This window comes from Bradyrhizobium neotropicale, assembly GCF_001641695.1.
GTDB lineage: Bacteria > Pseudomonadota > Alphaproteobacteria > Rhizobiales > Xanthobacteraceae > Bradyrhizobium > Bradyrhizobium neotropicale.
This window is the reverse complement of record NZ_LSEF01000090.1, coordinates 268,986-286,534: the sequence shown is the minus strand read 5'-3', so window position 1 is coordinate 286,534 and position 17,549 is coordinate 268,986. Positions and strand designations below refer to the sequence as shown.

The following is a 17,549-nucleotide window of genomic DNA, read 5'->3' as shown; positions in this document are numbered from 1 at the left end:
GGTACGCCTTCGGCTAACCCACCCTACGATTTCCGATCGTGCTAAAGCTCACGCATGATTCCCTGGGAAAAAATCGATACCGCCGCGATACCCGGCTCTGATGGCGAGCTTCGCCTGATGCGCCGCGGCAAGGAGTTCTCCATCAAGCTCGGCTCCAACGAGCTGATGAACAGCCGCCTGTCGGGCTCCGAAGCCGCGCTCGCGACGCTCGCGGCAAAGCACATCGAGAAGGTCGTCAAGCCGGTTGTCCTCATCGGCGGATTGGGCATGGGCTTTACGCTGCGTGCGGCGCTCGCCGTGCTCGGAAGCAAGGCGCAGATCATGGTGGCTGAGCTGGTCCCTGCCGTGGTGGCGTGGGCGCGAGGACCGATGGCCGAGCTTTTCGGCAACAGCCTCAGTGACCCCCGCGTTGACATTCGTGAAGTGGACGTTGCGCAGCTGATCGAAAGGCATCCGCTCAGGTTCGATGCGATCCTGCTTGATGTCGACAATGGTCCGGAAGGTCTTACCCGCAAGGCCAATGACGCCTTGTACGATATCGCCGGGTTGAAGATAGCTCACACCGCGCTGCGGCGCGGCGGAGTGCTCGCAGTCTGGTCGTCCGGGCCGCATCCGAATTTTTCACGGCGTCTTCGTACCGCGGGCTTCGAGGTCAACGAAATCAACGTCCGCGCCACCGGCAAAGGCGGTGGCGCGCGCCATGTGATCTGGATGGCGAAGAAGAGTTAGGCTGCTGCGCACCTTTGCCCGCCCGCCAGCTCCACTCGTCAGAACATCGTGTTGCTGTTTGCGGGATTGTCGGGAATGGCCTGCACCACGTCCCAGTGCTCGACGATCTTGCCGTTCTCCAGCTTGAAGATATCGACGATCGCGTTGCCCCTGGTGCCGGGCTCGCGAACCGCATGAACGTGCAGGATGACATAGTCGCCATCCACAAACGTGCGCTTGATCTCGCTGTGCGAGTTCGGGAATTTCTCGCGCAGGAAGCCGATGAATTTTCGGAAGCCGTCCGGGCCATCAGCTGCGTTCGGATTGTGCTGGACGTAACGATCGCCGACATAGGCAAGCGCTGCATCGGCGTCCTTTTGATTGAGGCCCTTCTCGTAGAAGGCAAGCACGGTCTTGCGATTGGCTTCCTCTTGCGCGTTACCGGCAATCGCGCCGCCGCTTGCGAAGGACAGCATGAGAATTGACGCGGCGATCATCGCGCCTGACCGGAAGATGAGATGCATGTGAACTCCAAGAGGCCGCTGCCTCTGTCTCTGGCGATTAACGGAGGTCTGTATAGCTTTCGCCCCGGTGCGCGGTAAGAGAGTATCCGCCAGCTCACATAGTTACCGTGAGGAGACCGCTCGCGTCGCTCTACGCCGCCTTGGCCGCTGCGCCCTGCGCGTGCTTGTCGATGGCGTCGAGGATCTCGTTCCAGAACCGCATCGGCAGCGCGTGGCCCATGCCCTCGATCATCAGGAGCTTTGCGCCCGGGATCGACGCTGCCGTGTCCTTGCCGCCTTCGGGCCGCACCAGGGGATCGACGGTGCCGTGGATCACCAGCGTCGGCGTCTTGACGGTGTAGAGCCGCTCCTTGCGGCTGCCGGAAGCGAGCACGGCGCGGAACTGCCTCCCCACGCCGGCCGGATTGAGCCCGCGCGCAAACACGCGCTCTGCGCGGCCGGGATCGAGCGCCTCTTCTTCCGGAAAGGAGCCCGCACGCAAGATGTTCCAGGTCTGCCCGAAGCGAACGATGAACTCCTCCTTGCTGCGCGGCGGCGGTGCCATCAGCATCGCGGCCGCCTCTCGCGTCGGCGGCGGCACGCGCGGATTGCCCGTGGTCGACATGATCGAGGTGAGCGAGCGAACGCGCTGCGGAAACGACAGCGTGATCTCCTGGGCGATCATGCCGCCCATGGAGGCGCCAACCAGATGCGCCGACTTGATGCCGAGCGCGTCCATCAGACCGACCGTGTCCTTGGCCATGTCGATCAGCCTGTAGGTGGCGGCCACCGGAATTTTCAGGAAGCGCAGCTTCAACAGCTCGAGCGGCGTCAGCCGCTTGCCGCCAGTCAGATGGCTGGATTTGCCGATGTCGCGATTGTCGAAGCGGATCACGCGAAAGCCGCGCGCGGCGAGCTGCTCGCAGAATCCGTCGTCCCAGTGGATCATCTGGGCGCCGAGACCCATGATCAGCAGCAGCGGCTCGGCATCGTCCTTCCCGAAGATCTCGTAGCAGATGTCGATGCCGTTGGCGCGCACGGTCTGCGGCGGCTGATGGGCGGAGGCGTTCACGGGCGTGTTCCCCTTGCAGGTAGACAGATGTTGTATCGCACGGTTTGCCGCCGCAAAGAAGCCGTGCGCGCGACACCAGGTCGCCGCTTGCCCGTTGACCGGCCCGTCGCAACGGTGTGGTATGGCGAGAAAAGAAGGGCGCCAAGAGCCCTCGTGACCTGGAGGACGCCGATGACCGACAAGATGAACGATCCTGTCGCCCTGTGGCAGAGGATGATTGGTGAGATGGAGAAAGGCTTCAACTCGCTTGCCACCAAGGCGATGGAGACGCCCGAATTCTCGCAGGCCATGAATCGGGCCGGCGGTGCTGCTGCGGGTGCTCAGAAGCAGTTCGGCGATCTCATGGAGAAATATCTTCTCTCGATGAACCTGCCGAGCCGCGAGCAGATGACCGGCATTGCCGAGCGGCTGCAATCGATCGAAGGGCAGCTCGGAGAGATCAAGTCCATGCTGAGCCAGATGTCAGCCGCTTCTGGCGGATCGCAGATCGGTGCCGCGCCGCGGCCGCCGCGGACCAAGCGTCCCCCCTCCGAAGGCGGAGAGCGAAAATGAATGCGCCGACGGGACTTGATTTTGCAGAGATCCCGGAGCGCATCCAGTCCGAAGTGCAGCGCGCCATCATGCGCAGCATCAAGGGCGTCGAATATTTCTCGACCTCCGGTCCGACGCTCGGCTCGACGCCGAAGGACGTCCTGCATTCGCGCGGCACGATGAGCCTCTATCACTATCGTCCAATGTCGGACGAGATTTACCGCGTCCCGGTGCTGATCGTGATGGCGACCACCAACCGCGGCTACATCCTCGATCTCGTTCCCGGCCAGAGTTTTGTAGAGTTCCTCCTCAAGCGCGGCTACGACGTCTACATGCTAGATTGGACCGCGCCGCGGCCGGAGGAGAAGAGCCTTCGGATGGAGGACTACGTCCTCGATTTCATCCCAGATTGCGTTCGTCGCGTGCAACAGGATTCAGGCGAGCAGGACGTCTCCGTCATCGGCTATTGCTTCGGCGGCGTGCTGTCGCTGCTCTATGGCTCGATCGTCAATGACGGACCGATGAAGAACCTGATCTGCTTCACCACGCCGATCGATTTCCGCGAGATGAAGCTATTTTCCAATTTTTCCGACCGCCGCTATTTCGATGTCGACCGCCTCGTCGACAGCGTCGGCAACGTGCCGCCGGAGATGATCCTGTCATCGTTCGAGATGCTGCGGCCGGCCTCGCGCACGGTGAGCCAGATCCAGCTCTGGGAGAACATCTGGAACGACGAGTTCGTGAAGTCCTACCGGATGTTCGACCGCTGGGCGACCGACACGCTGCCGCTGGCCGGCGAATACTTCCGCGCCATCACCAAGGATCTGATGTGGGACAACAAGCTGTTCAACGATACCATGTCGGTGGGTGGCCGTGCGGCAAAGCTCGAGAACATCAAGGTGCCGATCCTGCACGCGGTCGCCGAGCACGATCACATCGTGCCCTATGACGCGGCAAAGTACCTGATCGCGAAGATCGGGTCCGAGGACAAGGAGGAGGTGATGCTGAAGGGCGGTCACGTCTCCCTCGTCGCCGGCGCCAACGCGGTGAAGCGGCTGTGGCCGAAGCTGGACTCCTGGCTGGGGAAGAGATCGACATGAGCGTAGCAGGTTCCTATCCGCGTCACGTCAAGACGGATGCCGGCGATATCGAGATCCGCCTGATGTCACCGTCGGATGAAGCCGCCGTACTCGCCTTCGGCAAGGCGTTGCCGACCCATGATCTGTTGTTTCTCCCGCGCAACATCAGCGAGCCGAAGGTGCTCTCGGCCTGGGTCAAGGAGATCGAGCGTGGCGCGATCACGAGCCTGCTCGCGGTCAGGGGTGGCACGGTCGTCGGTTGCGGCACCCTGGTGCGCGATCCGCACTCCTGGTCGCCCCATGTCGGCGAGATCCGCATGGTGGTCTCGCTCGACGTGCGCGGGAAGGGGGTCGGGCGGGCGCTGTCGCAGGAGACCTTTGCGCTCGCGCTCGGCGCTGGCCTCGAAAAGCTCTCCGTCCAGATGACGGTCGACCAGCAGGCGGCGATCGCGCTGTTCGAAAGCCTCGGCTTCAAGGCGGAGGCCTTGCTGCGGGACCATGTCCGGGATGTCGACGGCAAGACCCACGATATCGTCGTGCTCGGGCACAACATCGCGCGGGTCCAGGCCCAGATGGAGGCTTACGGGCTGCCAGGCGCCGTCCAGAACTAAAGAGCGCGGTCCAGCACTCAAAGAGCCCCCAACGGACCTTCAGGGCCAAAATGGCCAGGAAGGCATCAGGGATGCTTCTCCTTAAGGCTGTTCACGATTTCGTGATATCGCAGTGCAATACGAATATTGCATCGCACAATTAACTGTGTCATATAAGCCGTGCCCCGGGCCAATCCGGACGGGGTGAGCCCATAGCTCAGACCAATGAGGATGGAGAGAACCCCATGACCACTGAAACGAACACCGCTTTCGAGGGCTTCAAGGACGCTTTCAAGAACATCCAGAACCTGGAAGTTCCCGAGGCCGCCCGCGAGTTCGTCAAGAAGACTGCCAACACTGCCAAGGACCGTGCTGCCGAGGTTTTCGCTGGCTCCGAGCGGGTGACCGCCGCCATCGAGAACGCGGTGACCGATTCCGTCACCGAGGCCGGCAAGATCAGCCGCAACATCCAGCAGGCGATCTACGAGGACGCCGAGGCGTTCTTCTCCGGCATCGACAAGCTCGCGTCGGCCAAGTCGATCAGCGAAGCCGTCGAGATCCAGTCGGGTCTGCTCCGTGCCCGCGGCGAAGTGCTCGTCTCGCGCGCCAAGGCGACCTCCGACTATTTCGGCAAGCTCGCCGCCAACGGCGCAAAGGCCGCTCAGGACAATTTCGCCAAGGTCTACAAGACTGCGTGATTTGTACGTTGAGTTGAGAAACTGAATTTTTAAGGCCCGCTTCGGCGGGCCTTGGTTTTTGTGCGACCGTCATTGCGAGGAGCGAAGCGACGAAGCAATCCAGGGTCTTTCCGCGGGCAGATTCTGGATTGCTTCGCTTCGCTCGCAATGACGGCTACTGTGACGCAGTCATGACCCCACCAAGCACCTTCTCCTTCGATGCCCCAGGCGACGCCGAACGCGCGGCCGAACTGCGCCGCGTCAAGGCGCTGGCGACGCTGGTGCTGGCCTCGACGCTTCTCCTCTTCGTGGTTGCGAAGTCGCTGTTGAATGTGCATCCGGTGTTCGGCTTCATCGCCGCCTTCGCGGAAGCCGCGACCATCGGTGGCCTTGCCGATTGGTACGCCGTGGTCGCGCTGTTCAAGCGGCCGCTCGGCCTGCCGATCCCGCACACCGCGATCATCCAGAGCAACCAGGCCCGCATCGCCGACAAGCTCGGTGAATTCATTCAGGTGCATTTCCTCGAGGCAGGTCCCGTCGAGGCCAAGCTGAAGGAGATCGATTTCGGCTCCTTCGTCGCGGACTGGCTGCGCGACCGCAAACGCAGCGACGATCTGGCGCGCTTTGCGCTGCGCCTGTTGCCGGAAGCGTTCTCCGCGACGGAAAGCTCGGGGCTGATGACCTTCATCATCCGCCGCATGTCGTCGCAATTGCAGGCGATCGATCTCGCCCCGCTTGCCGCCGGCACGCTGCGCGGCTTCGTGGCGGAGAGGCGGCACCAGGTGTTGTTCGACGATCTCCTGCGCGTGATGCACGACACGCTGACCGGCAAGGAGACCATGGCGATGATCCGCGAGAAGGTGCGCGCGGAGTTGCCGACCCTGCTCAGGCTCTATCGCGCCGACAAATTCCTGGTGAACAAGATCGTGGCGTCGGCAACCGCGTTCTTCGAGGAAGTGCGCAGTGATCCCAAGCATCCGTTTCGCGGCGAGTTTGACCGCATGGTGCTGACCTTCGTCGATCGGCTCGGTACTGATCAGACTTACATCGACCGCATCGACGGGCTTAAGCGCGATCTGCTCGCACGTCCCGAACTCGCCGATCTGGCGCGCACCGTGTGGGCCAACACGCGCTCCTTCATCGAGCGCAGCGCGAGCGGTGAGACGCAGGTGCTGCAACATCATCTCGCCGGCATGTTCGTCGCAGCCGGCGAAGCGCTTGCCGGCGATGCCGAGCTGCGCGGTGAGATCAACAAGGGCCTGGTGACGGTGCTGCGCAGCTTCGTCGCCGACCAGAAGAGCGGCGTCTCGACCTTCATCTCCGACCAGGTCAAGTCGTGGAATATGACGCAGCTGATTTCGCTGATCGAAATCAACATCGGCCGCGACCTGCAATACATCCGCTTCAACGGCTCTCTGATCGGCGGGCTCGCCGGGCTTGCCCTCTACACCGGCGAATTCCTGCTGCGATTGCTGTGACTTTTGCGTCACGGCCGTTAGCATTAACGCGCGCGCCTATTGTCGCGTGCTGCCTCTCCGGCTTGAATGTCGGGAACCGGCCGCCTAGCTGATTCATGTTGCGCTGCGGAACGTCCAAGAAGCCGGCGTATTGGAATTCATGTCCATTGCCGGCATCGCGGCCGGCACTTCCAGGGGAAACATTGATGACCGCTACTGCCCAGACGCTGAGCCCGCCGTCCCGCACCCTGATGTTTCTGGAAGGGCGGGCGATCCACGAGCTCGGCGCATTCCTCGGCGCGCTGCCGCTGCTCAGCCTCGCGCCCCGCGGCGACGGCCATCCGGTGCTGGTGCTGCCGGGCCTCGTTGCATCCGATATCTCCACCCGGCCGCTGCGCGCTTTCCTGAAGAGCAAGGGCTATGCCGTCAGCGGCTGGCGCCAGGGCCGCAACTATGGCCTGCGTCCGGGCGTGCAGCATGCCATGGTCGACCTCGTCGAGGAGCTGAGCGACACCCATGGCCGCAAGATCAGCCTGGTTGGCTGGAGCCTCGGTGGCCTCTATGCGCGCCAGCTCGCCAAGATGATGCCGGAGCGCGTGCGCCATGTGATCACGCTCGGCAGCCCGTTCGCGGGCGACCCCCGCTCGACCAACGCCTGGCGCGTCTATGAATGGGCGAGCGGGCGCAAGGCCGACGAGGTCGATCCGCGCTTCGGCGGTGAGCTCGCCGTCCCGCCGCCGGTGCCGACCACCGCCATCTTCAGCCGTACCGACGGCGTCTGCGCCTGGCAGGGCTGCATGGAGAAGACGGGCGCACAGAGCGAGAGCATCGAGGTCGAGAGCAGCCATTGCGGCATGGGTCATCACCCGGCCGCTGTCTACGCGGTGGCGGATCGTCTCGCGCAGGAGGAGGGCAAGTGGCGGCCCTTCGACCGCAGCGGCTGGCGCAGCCTGGCGTATCCCGACCCGCATCGGTGAGCGGGCTTGCATGGTTCGAGACGCGCGGCGTTGCCGCGCTCCTCACCATGAGGGTTGAGAGCGACTGATTCCGCGAAACAGACCGTCAGACCTCATCCTGAGGAGGCGCGAAGCGCCGTCTCGAAGGATGACTGCCCTGCTGTCTCCATTGTCCCGCCCGCAGCAAACGCGCTATGCCTCGTGCATGGCGCATCCGCTTTCTCGCATCATCGACCAGCTCAAGCGCGAGCCGTCGCGCACCGGCTCCATCGTCATCACCGTGTTCGGCGACGCGATCGTGCCGCGTGGCGGCTCGGTGTGGCTTGGCACGCTGCTCGAATTCTTCGAAGGTCTCGCCGTCGACAGTAGCGTCGTGCGCACCGCAATGTCGCGCCTTGCGGCCGACGGTTGGCTGACCCGCGAAAAGGTCGGCCGCAACAGCTTTTACCGGCTCGCTGAGAAAGGGCGGCAGACCTTCGAGGCCGCCACGCGCCACATCTACGATCCGCCGCCGTCGGACTGGACCGGGCGTTTCGAGCTGCTGCTGATCGGCAATGGTGAGGGTCGCGACGCCTCGCGCGAGGCGCTGCGCAATGCCGGCTTCGGCAGCCCGCTGCCGGGCGTCTGGGTCGCGCCGTCGGGCGTGCCCGTGCCGGATGAGGCTGCCGGTGCCATTCGCCTCGAAGTCTCAGCCGAGGATGACAGCGGACGCCGTTTGCTCAGCGCGAGCTGGCCGCTGGATCGCACGGCTGACGCCTATCTCAAGTTCATGAAGATGTTCGAGCCGCTCCACGCAGCGATCGGCCGCGGCACGGGTTTGTCCGACGCCGATGCCTTCACCGCGCGGATTCTGCTGATCCACTACTACCGCCGCGTCGTGCTGCGCGATCCGCTGCTGCCGGACAGCCTGCTGCCGGGGGATTGGCCGGGCAGGGCCGCCCGCGAGCTCTGCGGCGAGATCTATCGCGCGCTGCTTGCCCCATCGGAACGATGGCTCGATGGCCATGGAACCAATGAAACAGGGCCGCTGCCGCCGGCGCGCAAGCTCCTCGAGCGGAGGTTCGGTGTCTGATTTTATGTTACAGAAATATCTTGCATGATCTAATTTCTGTTATATATTGCCTTCCAACCAAACGGGAGGATGCGCATGTATACGCAGGCGCTGAACACGGCCGAGGCCGAGGATCGCGGCCTCGAGGACGCGGCGAAGGCCACGCAGTTCCAGGCGCGCATCGATGCCGAGGAGCGCATCGAGCCGAATGACTGGATGCCGGCGGCCTATCGCAAGACGCTCACCCGCCAGATCTCCCAGCACGCCCATTCCGAAATCGTCGGCATGCTGCCCGAGGGCAACTGGATCACGCGCGCACCGAGCCTGCGCCGCAAGGCCGCGCTGCTCGCCAAGGTGCAGGACGAGTGCGGCCACGGCCTCTATCTCTATGCCGCCGCCGAGACGCTCGGCTCCTCGCGCGAGGAGCTGGTCGACGCCATGCTCGCGGGCAAGGCAAAATATTCCTCGATCTTCAACTATCCGACGCTGACATGGGCCGATATCGGCACCATCGGCTGGCTGGTCGACGGCGCTGCGATCATGAACCAGATCCCGCTGTGCCGTTGCTCCTTCGGCCCCTATGCGCGCGCGATGATCCGCGTCTGCAAGGAGGAGTCGTTCCACCAGCGCCAGGGCTACGAGATCATGCTCACGCTATGCCGCGGCTCCGACGAGCAGAAGGCGATGGCGCAGGACGCGCTGAACCGCTGGTGGTGGCCGGTGCTGATGATGTTCGGCCCGCCGGACGGCGTCAGCCAGCACAGCGACACCTCGACGAAGTGGAAGATCAAGCGCTTCTCCAATGACGAGCTGCGCCAGAAGTTCGTCGACGCCACCGTGCCGCAGGCGCAATATCTCGGCCTCACCATTCCCGATCCCGGCATGACGCAGGATGCCGAGGGGCACTGGCGCTACAGCGAGATCGACTGGACCGAGTTCAAGCAGGTGCTCGCCGGCAACGGCCCCTGCAACCGCGACCGCATCGCCGCGCGCCGCAAGGCCCACGATGAGGGCAGCTGGGTGCGCGAGGCCGCAGCCGCTTATGCCGCCAAGCGCGCGCACCGTCAGACCGCACAAGCTGCGGAATAGGGAGATCACGATGGCCACGCCGAACACGCCGCTGTGGGAAGTATTCATTCGCAGCCGCAACGGGCTCGCGCACAAGCATGTCGGCTCGCTGCATGCGAGCGACGCGACCATGGCCTTGCAGGCCGCGCGCGACATCTACACCAGGCGCGGCGAGGGCCTCTCCATCTGGGTGGTGCCGTCAACCGCGATCACCGCGAGCGATCCCGCCGAGAAAGGCATGATGTTCGAGCCGGCGGAATCCAAGATCTACCGGCACCCGACGTTCTATGAGGTGCCTGAAGAAGTGGGCCACATGTAGCGCTCTCTCTCCTCATGGTGAGGAGCCGCGAAGCGGCGTCTCGAACCATGGAGGCCCGGGATCCTGTGGCCCATCCTTCGAGACGGCGCTTCGCGCCTTCTCAGGATGAGGTCGGAACAAGCGGCAAGTGAACAGCGGATTGAAGCAATGTCCATCGCCAACATTCAGGTCCCCGAAACGCCGCTGGTGCTCTACGCGCTGCGCCGCGCTGACGATGCGCTGATTCTCGGCCATCGGCTGTCGGAATGGTGCGGGCATGCGCCGATGCTGGAAGAGGACATGGCGCTCTCCAACATTGCGCTTGATCTCATCGGCCAGGCCCGCGAGCTTTACAGCTATGCAGCCAAGGCGGAAGGCAAGGACAACGACGAGGACAAATTCGCGTATTTGCGCGACGTCAGGCAGTATCGCAACCTGCTGCTGGTCGAGCAGCCGAATGGCGATTTCGCCCAGACGCTGGTGCGGCAGTTCTTCTATTCCGCCTTTGCCGATCTCTATTGGCGCGCGATGATGGCCTCGCGCGATGCGACGCTGGCTGCGATTGCCGCCAAGTCGGAGAAGGAGAGCGCCTATCACCTGCGCCATTCCGCGGAATGGATCATCCGGCTCGGTGACGGCACCGACGAGAGTCACGCCCGCGCGCAGGCCGCGATCGATCATCTCTGGGCCTTCACCGGCGAAATGTTTGCCGTCGACGACAGCGAGCGCGGCCTGATCGATGCCGGCGTTGCCATCGATCCGGCGGGATTGCGCGATCGCTGGCTGAAGACAGTGACCGGCATCATCAACGAGGCGACGCTCGCCTTGCCGCAAAACGACTGGATGCAGCAGGGCGGCCGCTCGGGCCGGCACAGCGAGCATCTCGGCCATCTCCTCAGCGAGCTGCAATCGATGCAGCGCACCTTCCCGGGTCTGACATGGTGACCGCGCTCGACAGCGACGCCGAGCTGCGCCAGCGCGCCTGGGATGCGGCGGCGGGTGTCGTCGATCCGGAGATCCCGGTGCTGACGATTGCCGATCTTGGCGTGCTGCGCGACGTCGCCCTGGATGGTGATCAGATCGAAGTCTTGATCTCGCCGACCTATTCGGGCTGTCCGGCCATGAACATGATCGCGCTGGAAATCGAGCTCGCGCTGGAACGTGCTGGTTTCCATCGCCCAAAAGTGCGCACCGTGCTCTCACCGGCCTGGACCACCGACTGGATGAGCGAGGAGGGGCGCCAGAAGCTGCGCGCCTACGGCATCGCGCCGCCGCAAGCCTCCAGCTCCCGCCGCGCTCTGTTCGGCGAGCAGGCGGTCACGTGCCCGCAATGCGGCTCGGGCAACACCGAGCTCTTGTCCGAATTCGGCTCGACCTCATGCAAGGCGCTGTGGCGCTGCAAGGCCTGCCGCGAACCCTTTGATTACTTCAAGTGTCATTGAGAAGGCACGATGCCAGCCTCATCTGGATTGCTTCGACGCAAGCGCTCCTCGCAATGACAGCGTCTCAAATTTAGGGTGTCCCTGATGTCCGCAGCTGCACCACGTTTCCATCGCCTGGCCGTCAACGATCTCCGTCGCGAGGCCTCCGACGCCGTGTCGATGACCTTCACCATTCCGAAGGGGCTCGAGAACGACTACAGTTTCACGCCCGGCCAATACCTCACGCTGCGCACCACGCTCGATGGCGAGGAGGTGCGTCGCTCCTATTCGATCTGCTCCGGCCCGGATGACGGCGAGATTCGCATCGCCGTGAAAAAGGTCGACGGCGGTGCGTTCTCGAGCTGGGCCGCGGACGAGCTGAAACGCGGCGACGAGCTCGACGTGATGACGCCGACCGGCCGCTTCGGCGCGATCCCGCCCGCCGAAGATGCGCGCATCCATGTCGGGTTTGCCGCCGGTTCTGGCATCACGCCGATCCTGTCGATCGTCAAGGGCGTGCTGGCGCGCGAGCCGAACAGCCGCTTCTTCCTGTTCTATGGCAACCGCGTGAGTGCCAACATCATATTCCTGGAGGCGCTCGAGGAGCTCAAGGACCGCTTCATCGATCGTCTTTCCATCTTCCACGTCATCTCGGGCGAGGATCAGGACATCCCGATCCTGCACGGCCGGCTCGACGGCGAGAAGGTGAGGGTGCTGTTGCGCGCGCTGGTGCCGGCGGACAGCGTCGATCACGTCTTCATCTGCGGTCCTCTCGGCATGAGCGAGGAGATCGAAACAACCTGCCGCGATCTCGGCATCGCCGAGGACCGCATCCATGTCGAACGCTTCGTCTCCGAGTTCGGCGGCAAGCCGCGGCCGAAGAAGGTCGTCGCTGTGGATGCGCCGCCGAAGGCGATCGCCTCGCTGATCATCGACGGCAAGCGCCGCGACGTGCCGGTCGCCGAGGACGAGGCGATCCTCGATGCTGCACTGCGCGCCGGTGTCGATCTGCCCTTCGCCTGCAAGGGCGGCATGTGCTCCACCTGCCGCGCCAAGCTGGTCGAAGGCGAGGCGCCGATGGACATCAACTATTCGCTGGAGCCCTGGGAGCTGAAGGCCGGTTTCGTCCTCACCTGCCAGGCGAAGCCCGTCTCGGAGCGGGTGCTGGTCGATTACGACCACGTTTGACAGCCTTCGCCAGGCAGCAGAACATCATGGGAAAACATTCAGCCGGGAGGTGCGCGTGAACGTCAAAGCAGCCTTGTCGCCCGAAGACGTGGCTCGCGCCTGCGCCGACGCGATGTGGGCGGAGGACGATGCCTCAAAAGGCCTTGGCATGGAGATCGTCGAGATCGGTCCGGGTTTTGCGACGCTGGCGATGACGGTGCGCCCCGACATGGTCAACGGCCAGCGCATCGCCCATGGCGGCTTCATCTTCACGCTGGCCGACTCGGCTTTCGCGTTCGCCTGCAACTCACACAATGAGCGCGTAGTCGCGGCGCAAGGGCAGATCACCTTCATCAAGCCGGGCAAGCTCGGCGATCGCCTCATTGCGAAGGCGCGAGAGATTACCCGTGGCGGCCGTTCCGGCATCTACGACGTGCGCGTCACCGCCGGTGACACCGTCATCGCTGAATTCCGCGGGCATTCGCGTGTCATTCCCGGCACGTGGCTGCCGACGCAAGATCAATAAAGCGACTGATAAAGAAAAACGAACCAATGTGGGGAAACGAGGATGGCTCTGACCAGGCTCGAGGAAGGTGGCAACACCTATAGTCCGGAGATGGACGCGCATGAGCGCGCGTCGCGCGACGAGATCATGGCGTTGCAGATGCAGCGCCTGGCCTGGTCGCTGAAGCATGCCTACGACAACGTCGCGCATTACCGCAAAGCTTTCGACAAGGCCGGCGTGCATCCTTCCGACTTCCGCGCCTTGTCCGATCTCGCAAAGTTCCCGTTCACGGTGAAGACGGACCTGCGCGACAACTACCCCTTCAACATGTTCGCCGTTCCCCGCGAAAAGCTGGTGCGCGTGCATGCGTCATCCGGCACGACGGGCAAGCCGATCGTCGTCGGTTACACCCAGCGCGATATCGAGACCTGGTCGGAGGTGATGGCGCGCTCGATCCGCGCCGCCGGCGGCCGCAGCGGCATGATCATCCATAATGCCTATGGCTACGGCCTCTTCACTGGCGGGCTCGGCGTGCATTATGGCGCGGAAAAGCTCGGCTGTACCGTGGTGCCGATCTCCGGCGGCATGACCGAGCGGCAGGTGCAGCTCATCAACGATTTCCGCCCCGACATCATCACGGTGACGCCGAGCTACATGCTGGCGATCCTCGACGAGTTCAAGCGCCAGAAGCTCGATCCGCGCCAGTGTTCACTCAAGGTCGGCATCTTCGGCGCCGAGCCCTGGACCAATGCGATGCGCGGCGAGATCGAAGAAGCCTTCGACATGGATGCGACCGACATCTATGGGCTTTCCGAGGTGATCGGCCCCGGCGTCGCGCAGGAGTGCATCGAAACCAAGGATGGCCTGCACATCTGGGAGGACCACTTCTATCCCGAGGTGATTGATCCCGAGACCGGTGCGGTGCTGCCGGACGGCGCGAAGGGCGAGCTGGTCTTCACCTCGCTGACCAAGGAAGCATTCCCGGTGATCCGCTATCGCACCCGCGATTTGACGCGGCTGTTGCCGGGCACGGCGCGCCCTGGCATGCGGCGAATGGAGAAGGTGACAGGCCGCTCGGACGACATGATCATCCTGCGCGGCGTCAACCTGTTCCCGACCCAGATCGAAGAGCTGCTGCTCGCGACCGATTGGTGTGGCGGCCACTTCATCCTCGAACTGACCCGCGAAGGCCGCATGGACGAGCTGACGATTATTGCGGAGGCGCGGTCCGAATACTGGGACGGCCGGGGTCTCGTCGACCATGCCGATCGCATCTCGACTCACATCAAGAACACCATCGGCGTCACGGCGAAGGTGCAGGCGGTCGCGCCGGCCACGCTGGAGCGCTCGCTCGGCAAGGCCAGGCGGGTCTACGACAAGCGGCCGAAGGATTAGCTCTGCCCCTTGTGACATGGGGCAGGGCACCCCGCGGCGGTTGACTTGGCGGTCGCGGAAGGCGACAAGACCCGCGAGAAATCATGGGTTTTTCGATGTCATCAGCCGATACCAGAGCCGTTGAGGCGCGCTGTGTGCGCCTCAATGCCAAGGCCGAGAACTCTGCTGTGCTCGCGCCGGTCGTCGAACGCCATACGCTGGCTCGTGGCGCCGACGACGTGCTGATTGAGGTCAAGGCCGCTGCCGTCAACCCGTCCGATGTAAAGGCCGCGACCGGCCTGATGCCCTATGCGGTCTTCCCGCGCACGCCCGGCCGCGACTATGCCGGCGTAGTGATCGATGGTCCGGCGGGCACGATCGGCCGCGATGTGTTCGGTTCCTCCGGCGATCTCGGCATTCGCCGCGATGGCACCCACGCCACCCATCTCGTCGTCGAGGCTGATGCGGTGGTGGAGAAACCGAAGTCCGTCTCCTGGGAGGAGGCCGCCGGTATCGGCGTGCCCTTTGTCACTGCCATGGAGGGCTTTCGTCGCGCGGGGGTGCCGAAGAGCGGCGAGACCGTGCTCGTGTTCGGCGTCAACGGCAAGGTCGGCCAGGCGGCGGTGCAGATCGCGACCTGGCAGGGCGCGCGCGTTATCGGCGTGGTGCGCAAGGCGGAGGCCTATGAGGGCCACACCAACGCGCCCACCGAGGTGATCGATGCCTCCGCCACCGATGTCGCCGCGCGCGTGCGCGAAGTGACCGGTGGCAAGGGCGCCGATATCGTCTTCAACACCGTCGGCGATCCCTATTTCCAGGCCGCGCACAAATCGCTCGCTCTTCGCGGTCGCCAGATCCTCATTGCAGCGATCGACCGCATCGTGCAGTTCAACATCCTCGAATTCTACCGGGGACAGCACACCTATGTCGGCATCGACACGCTCGGCCTGTCGTCGGCGGCAACCGGCGCGGTGCTGCGCGACCTCGGCCCCGGCTTTGCGAGCGGGCACCTGAAACCGTTCCTGATCAAGGCGAGTGCGATCTATCCGCTAGAGAGCGCCAAGGAGGCGTATACGGCTGTCGCCGGCTCCTCGCGCGATCGCGTGATCCTGAAGCCGTAGCTATGGAATCGTCCGCTCAACTCGTCATCTTCGCCGGCCTCGCCATCGGCCTGATCTACGGCGCCGTCGGCCTGCTCAGCGGCTTTTGCCTGATGAGCAGCATGCGCGGCTGGCTCGCGGAGGGAGATGGGCGGCTGGTGCGCACCTATGCGCTGGCGGTCGCGGTCGCGATCGCCGCAAGCCAGATCCTCGCCGGCGGCGGCACGGTCGATCTCGGCAAATCGATCTATCTGCAACCGACGTTCTCAGCGCCAGTGCTGTTCCTCGGTGGCCTCCTGTTTGGCTATGGCATGGTGCTGTCGAACGGCTGCGGTTCGCGCGCACTTGTGCTGCTCGGTCGCGGCAATCTCCGCTCCTTCGTCGTCGTCATCGTGCTCGGCATTGCCGCCCAGATGACGCTCAAGGGACTGATCGCGCCGGCGCGAATCGCGCTCGTTCAGGTCTCGCAGGCGACCGCGAACTCAAACTCGCTGCCGTCGTTGCTGGCAACGCTTGGTCTCGGCGAAACCGTTTCGCGCACGCTGGCTGCCGCGGCAATCGTCGTCGCCCTGATGCTCTTTGCTTTCGCCCACGCCGGTTTTCGGCGTTCGCCGGGGCAGATCGCGGCCGGCATCATTGTTGGTCTCCTCGTTGCCGGCGGCTGGTTCGTCACCGGCTATCTCGGCGCCGATGATTTCAATCCGGTTCCGGTCACCTCGCTCACCTTCATCGCGCCGATCGCGGATGCGCTGCAATACGCGATGCTCTCGACGGGCCTGACGCCGAACTTCGGCATCGCAACCGTTGCCGGCGTGTTCGCCGGCAGCCTCACAACGGCGCTTGCTAGCGGCCGCTTCAAGCTCGAAGGCTATTCCTCGCCGCGCCACATGTTGCGCTCGGGCAGCGGCGCGGCGCTGATGGGCATCGGCGGAGTGATGGCGTTCGGCTGCTCGATCGGGCAGGGGCTCACCGGCCTGTCGACCCTCGCGCTGGCCTCATTCGTCGCAGTCGCCGGCATCCTGCTCGGCACCGCCGCAGGCCTGCGCGGCGCGCTGCGCGTTCAGCCTCTCGCGGTGGCCTGACCGCGCAGAGGCCGGTCGGCCAGCGTGGCAACGCCGATGCCAGCGACGATCAACGCGGCCGCGACGGCAAGGCTGATGTCGATAGGTTCGCCGAGCAGGATCGCGGCGCTGGCGATGCCGACAATCGGCGTTCCTGTGGTGCCGAGCGACGTGGTCAGGGCCGAGATGCTCTTGTTGACCATCGACATCGCCCAATAGGCCAGCACCGTTCCGATCAGGCCCGAATACAGGAACAGCAGCACGAGCCGGGATGACCATTCGACGTGCAGCAGTCCGTCCGTGATCGTCGCCGTGATCGTCAGCACCACCGTCGCCACGAGCACTTGCCAGATCAGGAGCTGGAGCGGGGACGCGATCCAGCGATGCGAGCGCAGATAGATGATGTTCGCGGCCCAGCAAATGGCCGCGAGGATCACCATGCCGGCGCCGAGCACGACATTGACGTTGGTCCAGTCGATCGAGGATGGGTTCAGGATCACGGCGAGGCCGGCCAGGCCCAGCAATGCGCCGCCGACCTTCGGCGCGGTCAGCCTTTCCTTTCCGAGCAGCGGCGCCGCGAGCGCGACCCAGAGCGGAGTCGTATAGCCGAGCACGATGCCCTTGCTGGCGGGAATGAAGCGCAGGCCAGCGGCGGTCAGCGTCGAGAACAATGTCATGTGCAGCAGCGCGACGCTCAAGATCACGGGCACGTCGTGACGTTCCGGAATGACGAGGTTGTCGCTCGCGCACAGGATCACGAACAGGCCGACGAGCGCGATCCAGCTCCGGATCGCCGCGCTCCACAGCGGCGGCACGAACTGTACCAGCTGCTTGGTCACCGACCAGTTCACGCCCCAGGCCAGGACGACGATCAGGAACAGGCCGATGGCCGCGCGAGGTGACAGGGAGGCGTTCATTGCAAGTTCCTTGA

20 protein-coding genes are annotated in these 17,549 nt (G+C 64.2%); 17 read left to right on the top strand and 3 right to left on the bottom strand.

Annotation, left to right across the window (positions count from 1 at the left end):
• Nucleotides 1-54: 54 nt before the first annotated feature.
• On the top strand, nt 55-729 hold the full coding sequence (locus tag AXW67_RS30380) for a spermidine synthase (protein WP_063680853.1): 675 nt from the start codon (nt 55-57) through the stop codon (nt 727-729).
• Nucleotides 730-767: 38 nt separating this feature from the next.
• Here AXW67_RS30380 and AXW67_RS30375 read toward each other — a convergent pair whose 3' ends face one another.
• Nucleotides 768-1,232, bottom strand: a complete 465-nt coding sequence (locus tag AXW67_RS30375; protein WP_063680852.1) for a nuclear transport factor 2 family protein — start codon at nt 1,230-1,232, stop codon at nt 768-770.
• A gap of 130 nt (nt 1,233-1,362) precedes the next feature.
• On the bottom strand, nt 1,363-2,283 hold the full coding sequence (locus tag AXW67_RS30370) for an alpha/beta fold hydrolase (protein WP_063680851.1): 921 nt from the start codon (nt 2,281-2,283) through the stop codon (nt 1,363-1,365).
• Nucleotides 2,284-2,454: 171 nt separating this feature from the next.
• Here AXW67_RS30370 and AXW67_RS30365 point away from each other — a divergent pair, with 171 nt between their 5' ends.
• The 16 genes from AXW67_RS30365 to AXW67_RS30290 all read left to right on the top strand — a co-directional run bounded on the left by AXW67_RS30365 (nt 2,455) and on the right by AXW67_RS30290 (nt 16,639).
• Entirely contained in the window at nt 2,455-2,835 is a 381-nt protein-coding gene (locus tag AXW67_RS30365) for a hypothetical protein (RefSeq protein ID WP_063680850.1), read from the top strand.
• Nucleotides 2,832-3,914, top strand: coding sequence for a PHA/PHB synthase family protein (locus AXW67_RS30360; protein ID WP_063680849.1), 1,083 nt, complete (start codon nt 2,832-2,834; stop codon nt 3,912-3,914). The genes AXW67_RS30365 and AXW67_RS30360 overlap by 4 nt, the downstream gene beginning before the upstream one ends.
• Nucleotides 3,911-4,504 carry a GNAT family N-acetyltransferase gene (locus AXW67_RS30355; protein WP_063680848.1) on the top strand — a complete coding sequence of 198 codons (594 nt, stop codon included), beginning with the start codon at nt 3,911-3,913 and terminating at the stop codon, nt 4,502-4,504. The genes AXW67_RS30360 and AXW67_RS30355 overlap by 4 nt, the downstream gene beginning before the upstream one ends.
• Nucleotides 4,505-4,728: 224 nt before the next feature.
• Nucleotides 4,729-5,181: a phasin gene (locus AXW67_RS30350; RefSeq protein WP_063680847.1), complete on the top strand. Its 453-nt coding sequence runs from the start codon at nt 4,729-4,731 to the stop codon at nt 5,179-5,181.
• Nucleotides 5,182-5,351: 170 nt separating this feature from the next.
• Nucleotides 5,352-6,638 carry a DUF445 domain-containing protein gene (locus AXW67_RS30345; RefSeq protein WP_027550301.1) on the top strand — a complete coding sequence of 429 codons (1,287 nt, stop codon included), beginning with the start codon at nt 5,352-5,354 and terminating at the stop codon, nt 6,636-6,638.
• Between the two features lie 185 nt (nt 6,639-6,823).
• On the top strand, nt 6,824-7,594 hold the full coding sequence (locus AXW67_RS30340) for an esterase/lipase family protein (RefSeq protein ID WP_063680846.1): 771 nt from the start codon (nt 6,824-6,826) through the stop codon (nt 7,592-7,594).
• 184 nt (nt 7,595-7,778) lie between these two features.
• The gene (gene paaX / locus AXW67_RS30335) at nt 7,779-8,645 is read left to right on the top strand and encodes a phenylacetic acid degradation operon negative regulatory protein PaaX (RefSeq protein WP_063680845.1); all 867 of its coding nucleotides are present in this window, start codon (nt 7,779-7,781) and stop codon (nt 8,643-8,645) included.
• A gap of 75 nt (nt 8,646-8,720) precedes the next feature.
• Nucleotides 8,721-9,713, top strand: a complete 993-nt coding sequence (gene paaA, locus AXW67_RS30330; RefSeq protein WP_063680844.1) for a 1,2-phenylacetyl-CoA epoxidase subunit PaaA — start codon at nt 8,721-8,723, stop codon at nt 9,711-9,713.
• Between the two features lie 10 nt (nt 9,714-9,723).
• Nucleotides 9,724-10,011 (top strand): 1,2-phenylacetyl-CoA epoxidase subunit PaaB, encoded by a 288-nt coding sequence (gene paaB / locus AXW67_RS30325; RefSeq protein WP_008136594.1) that lies wholly within the window; start codon nt 9,724-9,726, stop codon nt 10,009-10,011.
• 147 nt (nt 10,012-10,158) lie between these two features.
• Nucleotides 10,159-10,935, top strand: coding sequence for a 1,2-phenylacetyl-CoA epoxidase subunit PaaC (gene paaC / locus AXW67_RS30320; protein WP_063680843.1), 777 nt, complete (start codon nt 10,159-10,161; stop codon nt 10,933-10,935).
• Nucleotides 10,929-11,432 carry a 1,2-phenylacetyl-CoA epoxidase subunit PaaD gene (paaD, locus tag AXW67_RS30315; protein ID WP_063680842.1) on the top strand — a complete coding sequence of 168 codons (504 nt, stop codon included), beginning with the start codon at nt 10,929-10,931 and terminating at the stop codon, nt 11,430-11,432. Before paaC ends, paaD begins: the two co-directional genes overlap by 7 nt.
• 84 nt (nt 11,433-11,516) lie before the next feature.
• Nucleotides 11,517-12,599, top strand: a complete 1,083-nt coding sequence (paaE, locus tag AXW67_RS30310; RefSeq protein ID WP_063680841.1) for a 1,2-phenylacetyl-CoA epoxidase subunit PaaE — start codon at nt 11,517-11,519, stop codon at nt 12,597-12,599.
• Between the two features lie 55 nt (nt 12,600-12,654).
• The gene (paaI, locus tag AXW67_RS30305) at nt 12,655-13,104 is read left to right on the top strand and encodes a hydroxyphenylacetyl-CoA thioesterase PaaI (protein WP_027550308.1); all 450 of its coding nucleotides are present in this window, start codon (nt 12,655-12,657) and stop codon (nt 13,102-13,104) included.
• A gap of 42 nt (nt 13,105-13,146) precedes the next feature.
• A complete protein-coding gene (gene paaK / locus AXW67_RS30300) occupies nt 13,147-14,478 on the top strand; it encodes a phenylacetate--CoA ligase PaaK (protein ID WP_063680840.1) in 1,332 nt (443 codons plus the stop codon).
• Between the two features lie 95 nt (nt 14,479-14,573).
• The gene (locus AXW67_RS30295; protein WP_063680973.1) at nt 14,574-15,578 is read left to right on the top strand and encodes a quinone oxidoreductase family protein; all 1,005 of its coding nucleotides are present in this window, start codon (nt 14,574-14,576) and stop codon (nt 15,576-15,578) included.
• Nucleotides 15,579-15,580: 2 nt separating this feature from the next.
• A complete protein-coding gene (locus tag AXW67_RS30290) occupies nt 15,581-16,639 on the top strand; it encodes a YeeE/YedE family protein (RefSeq protein ID WP_063680839.1) in 1,059 nt (352 codons plus the stop codon).
• Here the strand turns inward: AXW67_RS30290 and AXW67_RS30285 are convergent.
• The gene (locus tag AXW67_RS30285; RefSeq protein WP_063680838.1) at nt 16,618-17,535 is read right to left on the bottom strand and encodes a DMT family transporter; all 918 of its coding nucleotides are present in this window, start codon (nt 17,533-17,535) and stop codon (nt 16,618-16,620) included. The genes AXW67_RS30290 and AXW67_RS30285 overlap by 22 nt on opposite strands.
• Nucleotides 17,536-17,549 lie beyond the last annotated feature (14 nt).

Coding starts and splice junctions, on each gene's coding strand:
- AXW67_RS30380 (WP_063680853.1), top strand. CDS start 55: ATGATTCCCTGGGAAAAAATCGATACCGCCGCGATACCCGGCTCTGAT.
- AXW67_RS30375 (WP_063680852.1), bottom strand. CDS start 1,232: ATGCATCTCATCTTCCGGTCAGGCGCGATGATCGCCGCGTCAATTCTC.
- AXW67_RS30365 (WP_063680850.1), top strand. CDS start 2,455: ATGACCGACAAGATGAACGATCCTGTCGCCCTGTGGCAGAGGATGATT.
- AXW67_RS30360 (WP_063680849.1), top strand. CDS start 2,832: ATGAATGCGCCGACGGGACTTGATTTTGCAGAGATCCCGGAGCGCATC.
- AXW67_RS30355 (WP_063680848.1), top strand. CDS start 3,911: ATGAGCGTAGCAGGTTCCTATCCGCGTCACGTCAAGACGGATGCCGGC.
- AXW67_RS30350 (WP_063680847.1), top strand. CDS start 4,729: ATGACCACTGAAACGAACACCGCTTTCGAGGGCTTCAAGGACGCTTTC.
- AXW67_RS30345 (WP_027550301.1), top strand. CDS start 5,352: ATGACCCCACCAAGCACCTTCTCCTTCGATGCCCCAGGCGACGCCGAA.
- AXW67_RS30340 (WP_063680846.1), top strand. CDS start 6,824: ATGACCGCTACTGCCCAGACGCTGAGCCCGCCGTCCCGCACCCTGATG.
- paaX (WP_063680845.1), top strand. CDS start 7,779: ATGGCGCATCCGCTTTCTCGCATCATCGACCAGCTCAAGCGCGAGCCG.
- paaA (WP_063680844.1), top strand. CDS start 8,721: ATGTATACGCAGGCGCTGAACACGGCCGAGGCCGAGGATCGCGGCCTC.
- paaB (WP_008136594.1), top strand. CDS start 9,724: ATGGCCACGCCGAACACGCCGCTGTGGGAAGTATTCATTCGCAGCCGC.
- paaC (WP_063680843.1), top strand. CDS start 10,159: ATGTCCATCGCCAACATTCAGGTCCCCGAAACGCCGCTGGTGCTCTAC.
- paaD (WP_063680842.1), top strand. CDS start 10,929: ATGGTGACCGCGCTCGACAGCGACGCCGAGCTGCGCCAGCGCGCCTGG.
- paaE (WP_063680841.1), top strand. CDS start 11,517: ATGTCCGCAGCTGCACCACGTTTCCATCGCCTGGCCGTCAACGATCTC.
- paaK (WP_063680840.1), top strand. CDS start 13,147: ATGGCTCTGACCAGGCTCGAGGAAGGTGGCAACACCTATAGTCCGGAG.
- AXW67_RS30295 (WP_063680973.1), top strand. CDS start 14,574: ATGTCATCAGCCGATACCAGAGCCGTTGAGGCGCGCTGTGTGCGCCTC.
- AXW67_RS30290 (WP_063680839.1), top strand. CDS start 15,581: ATGGAATCGTCCGCTCAACTCGTCATCTTCGCCGGCCTCGCCATCGGC.
- AXW67_RS30285 (WP_063680838.1), bottom strand. CDS start 17,535: ATGAACGCCTCCCTGTCACCTCGCGCGGCCATCGGCCTGTTCCTGATC.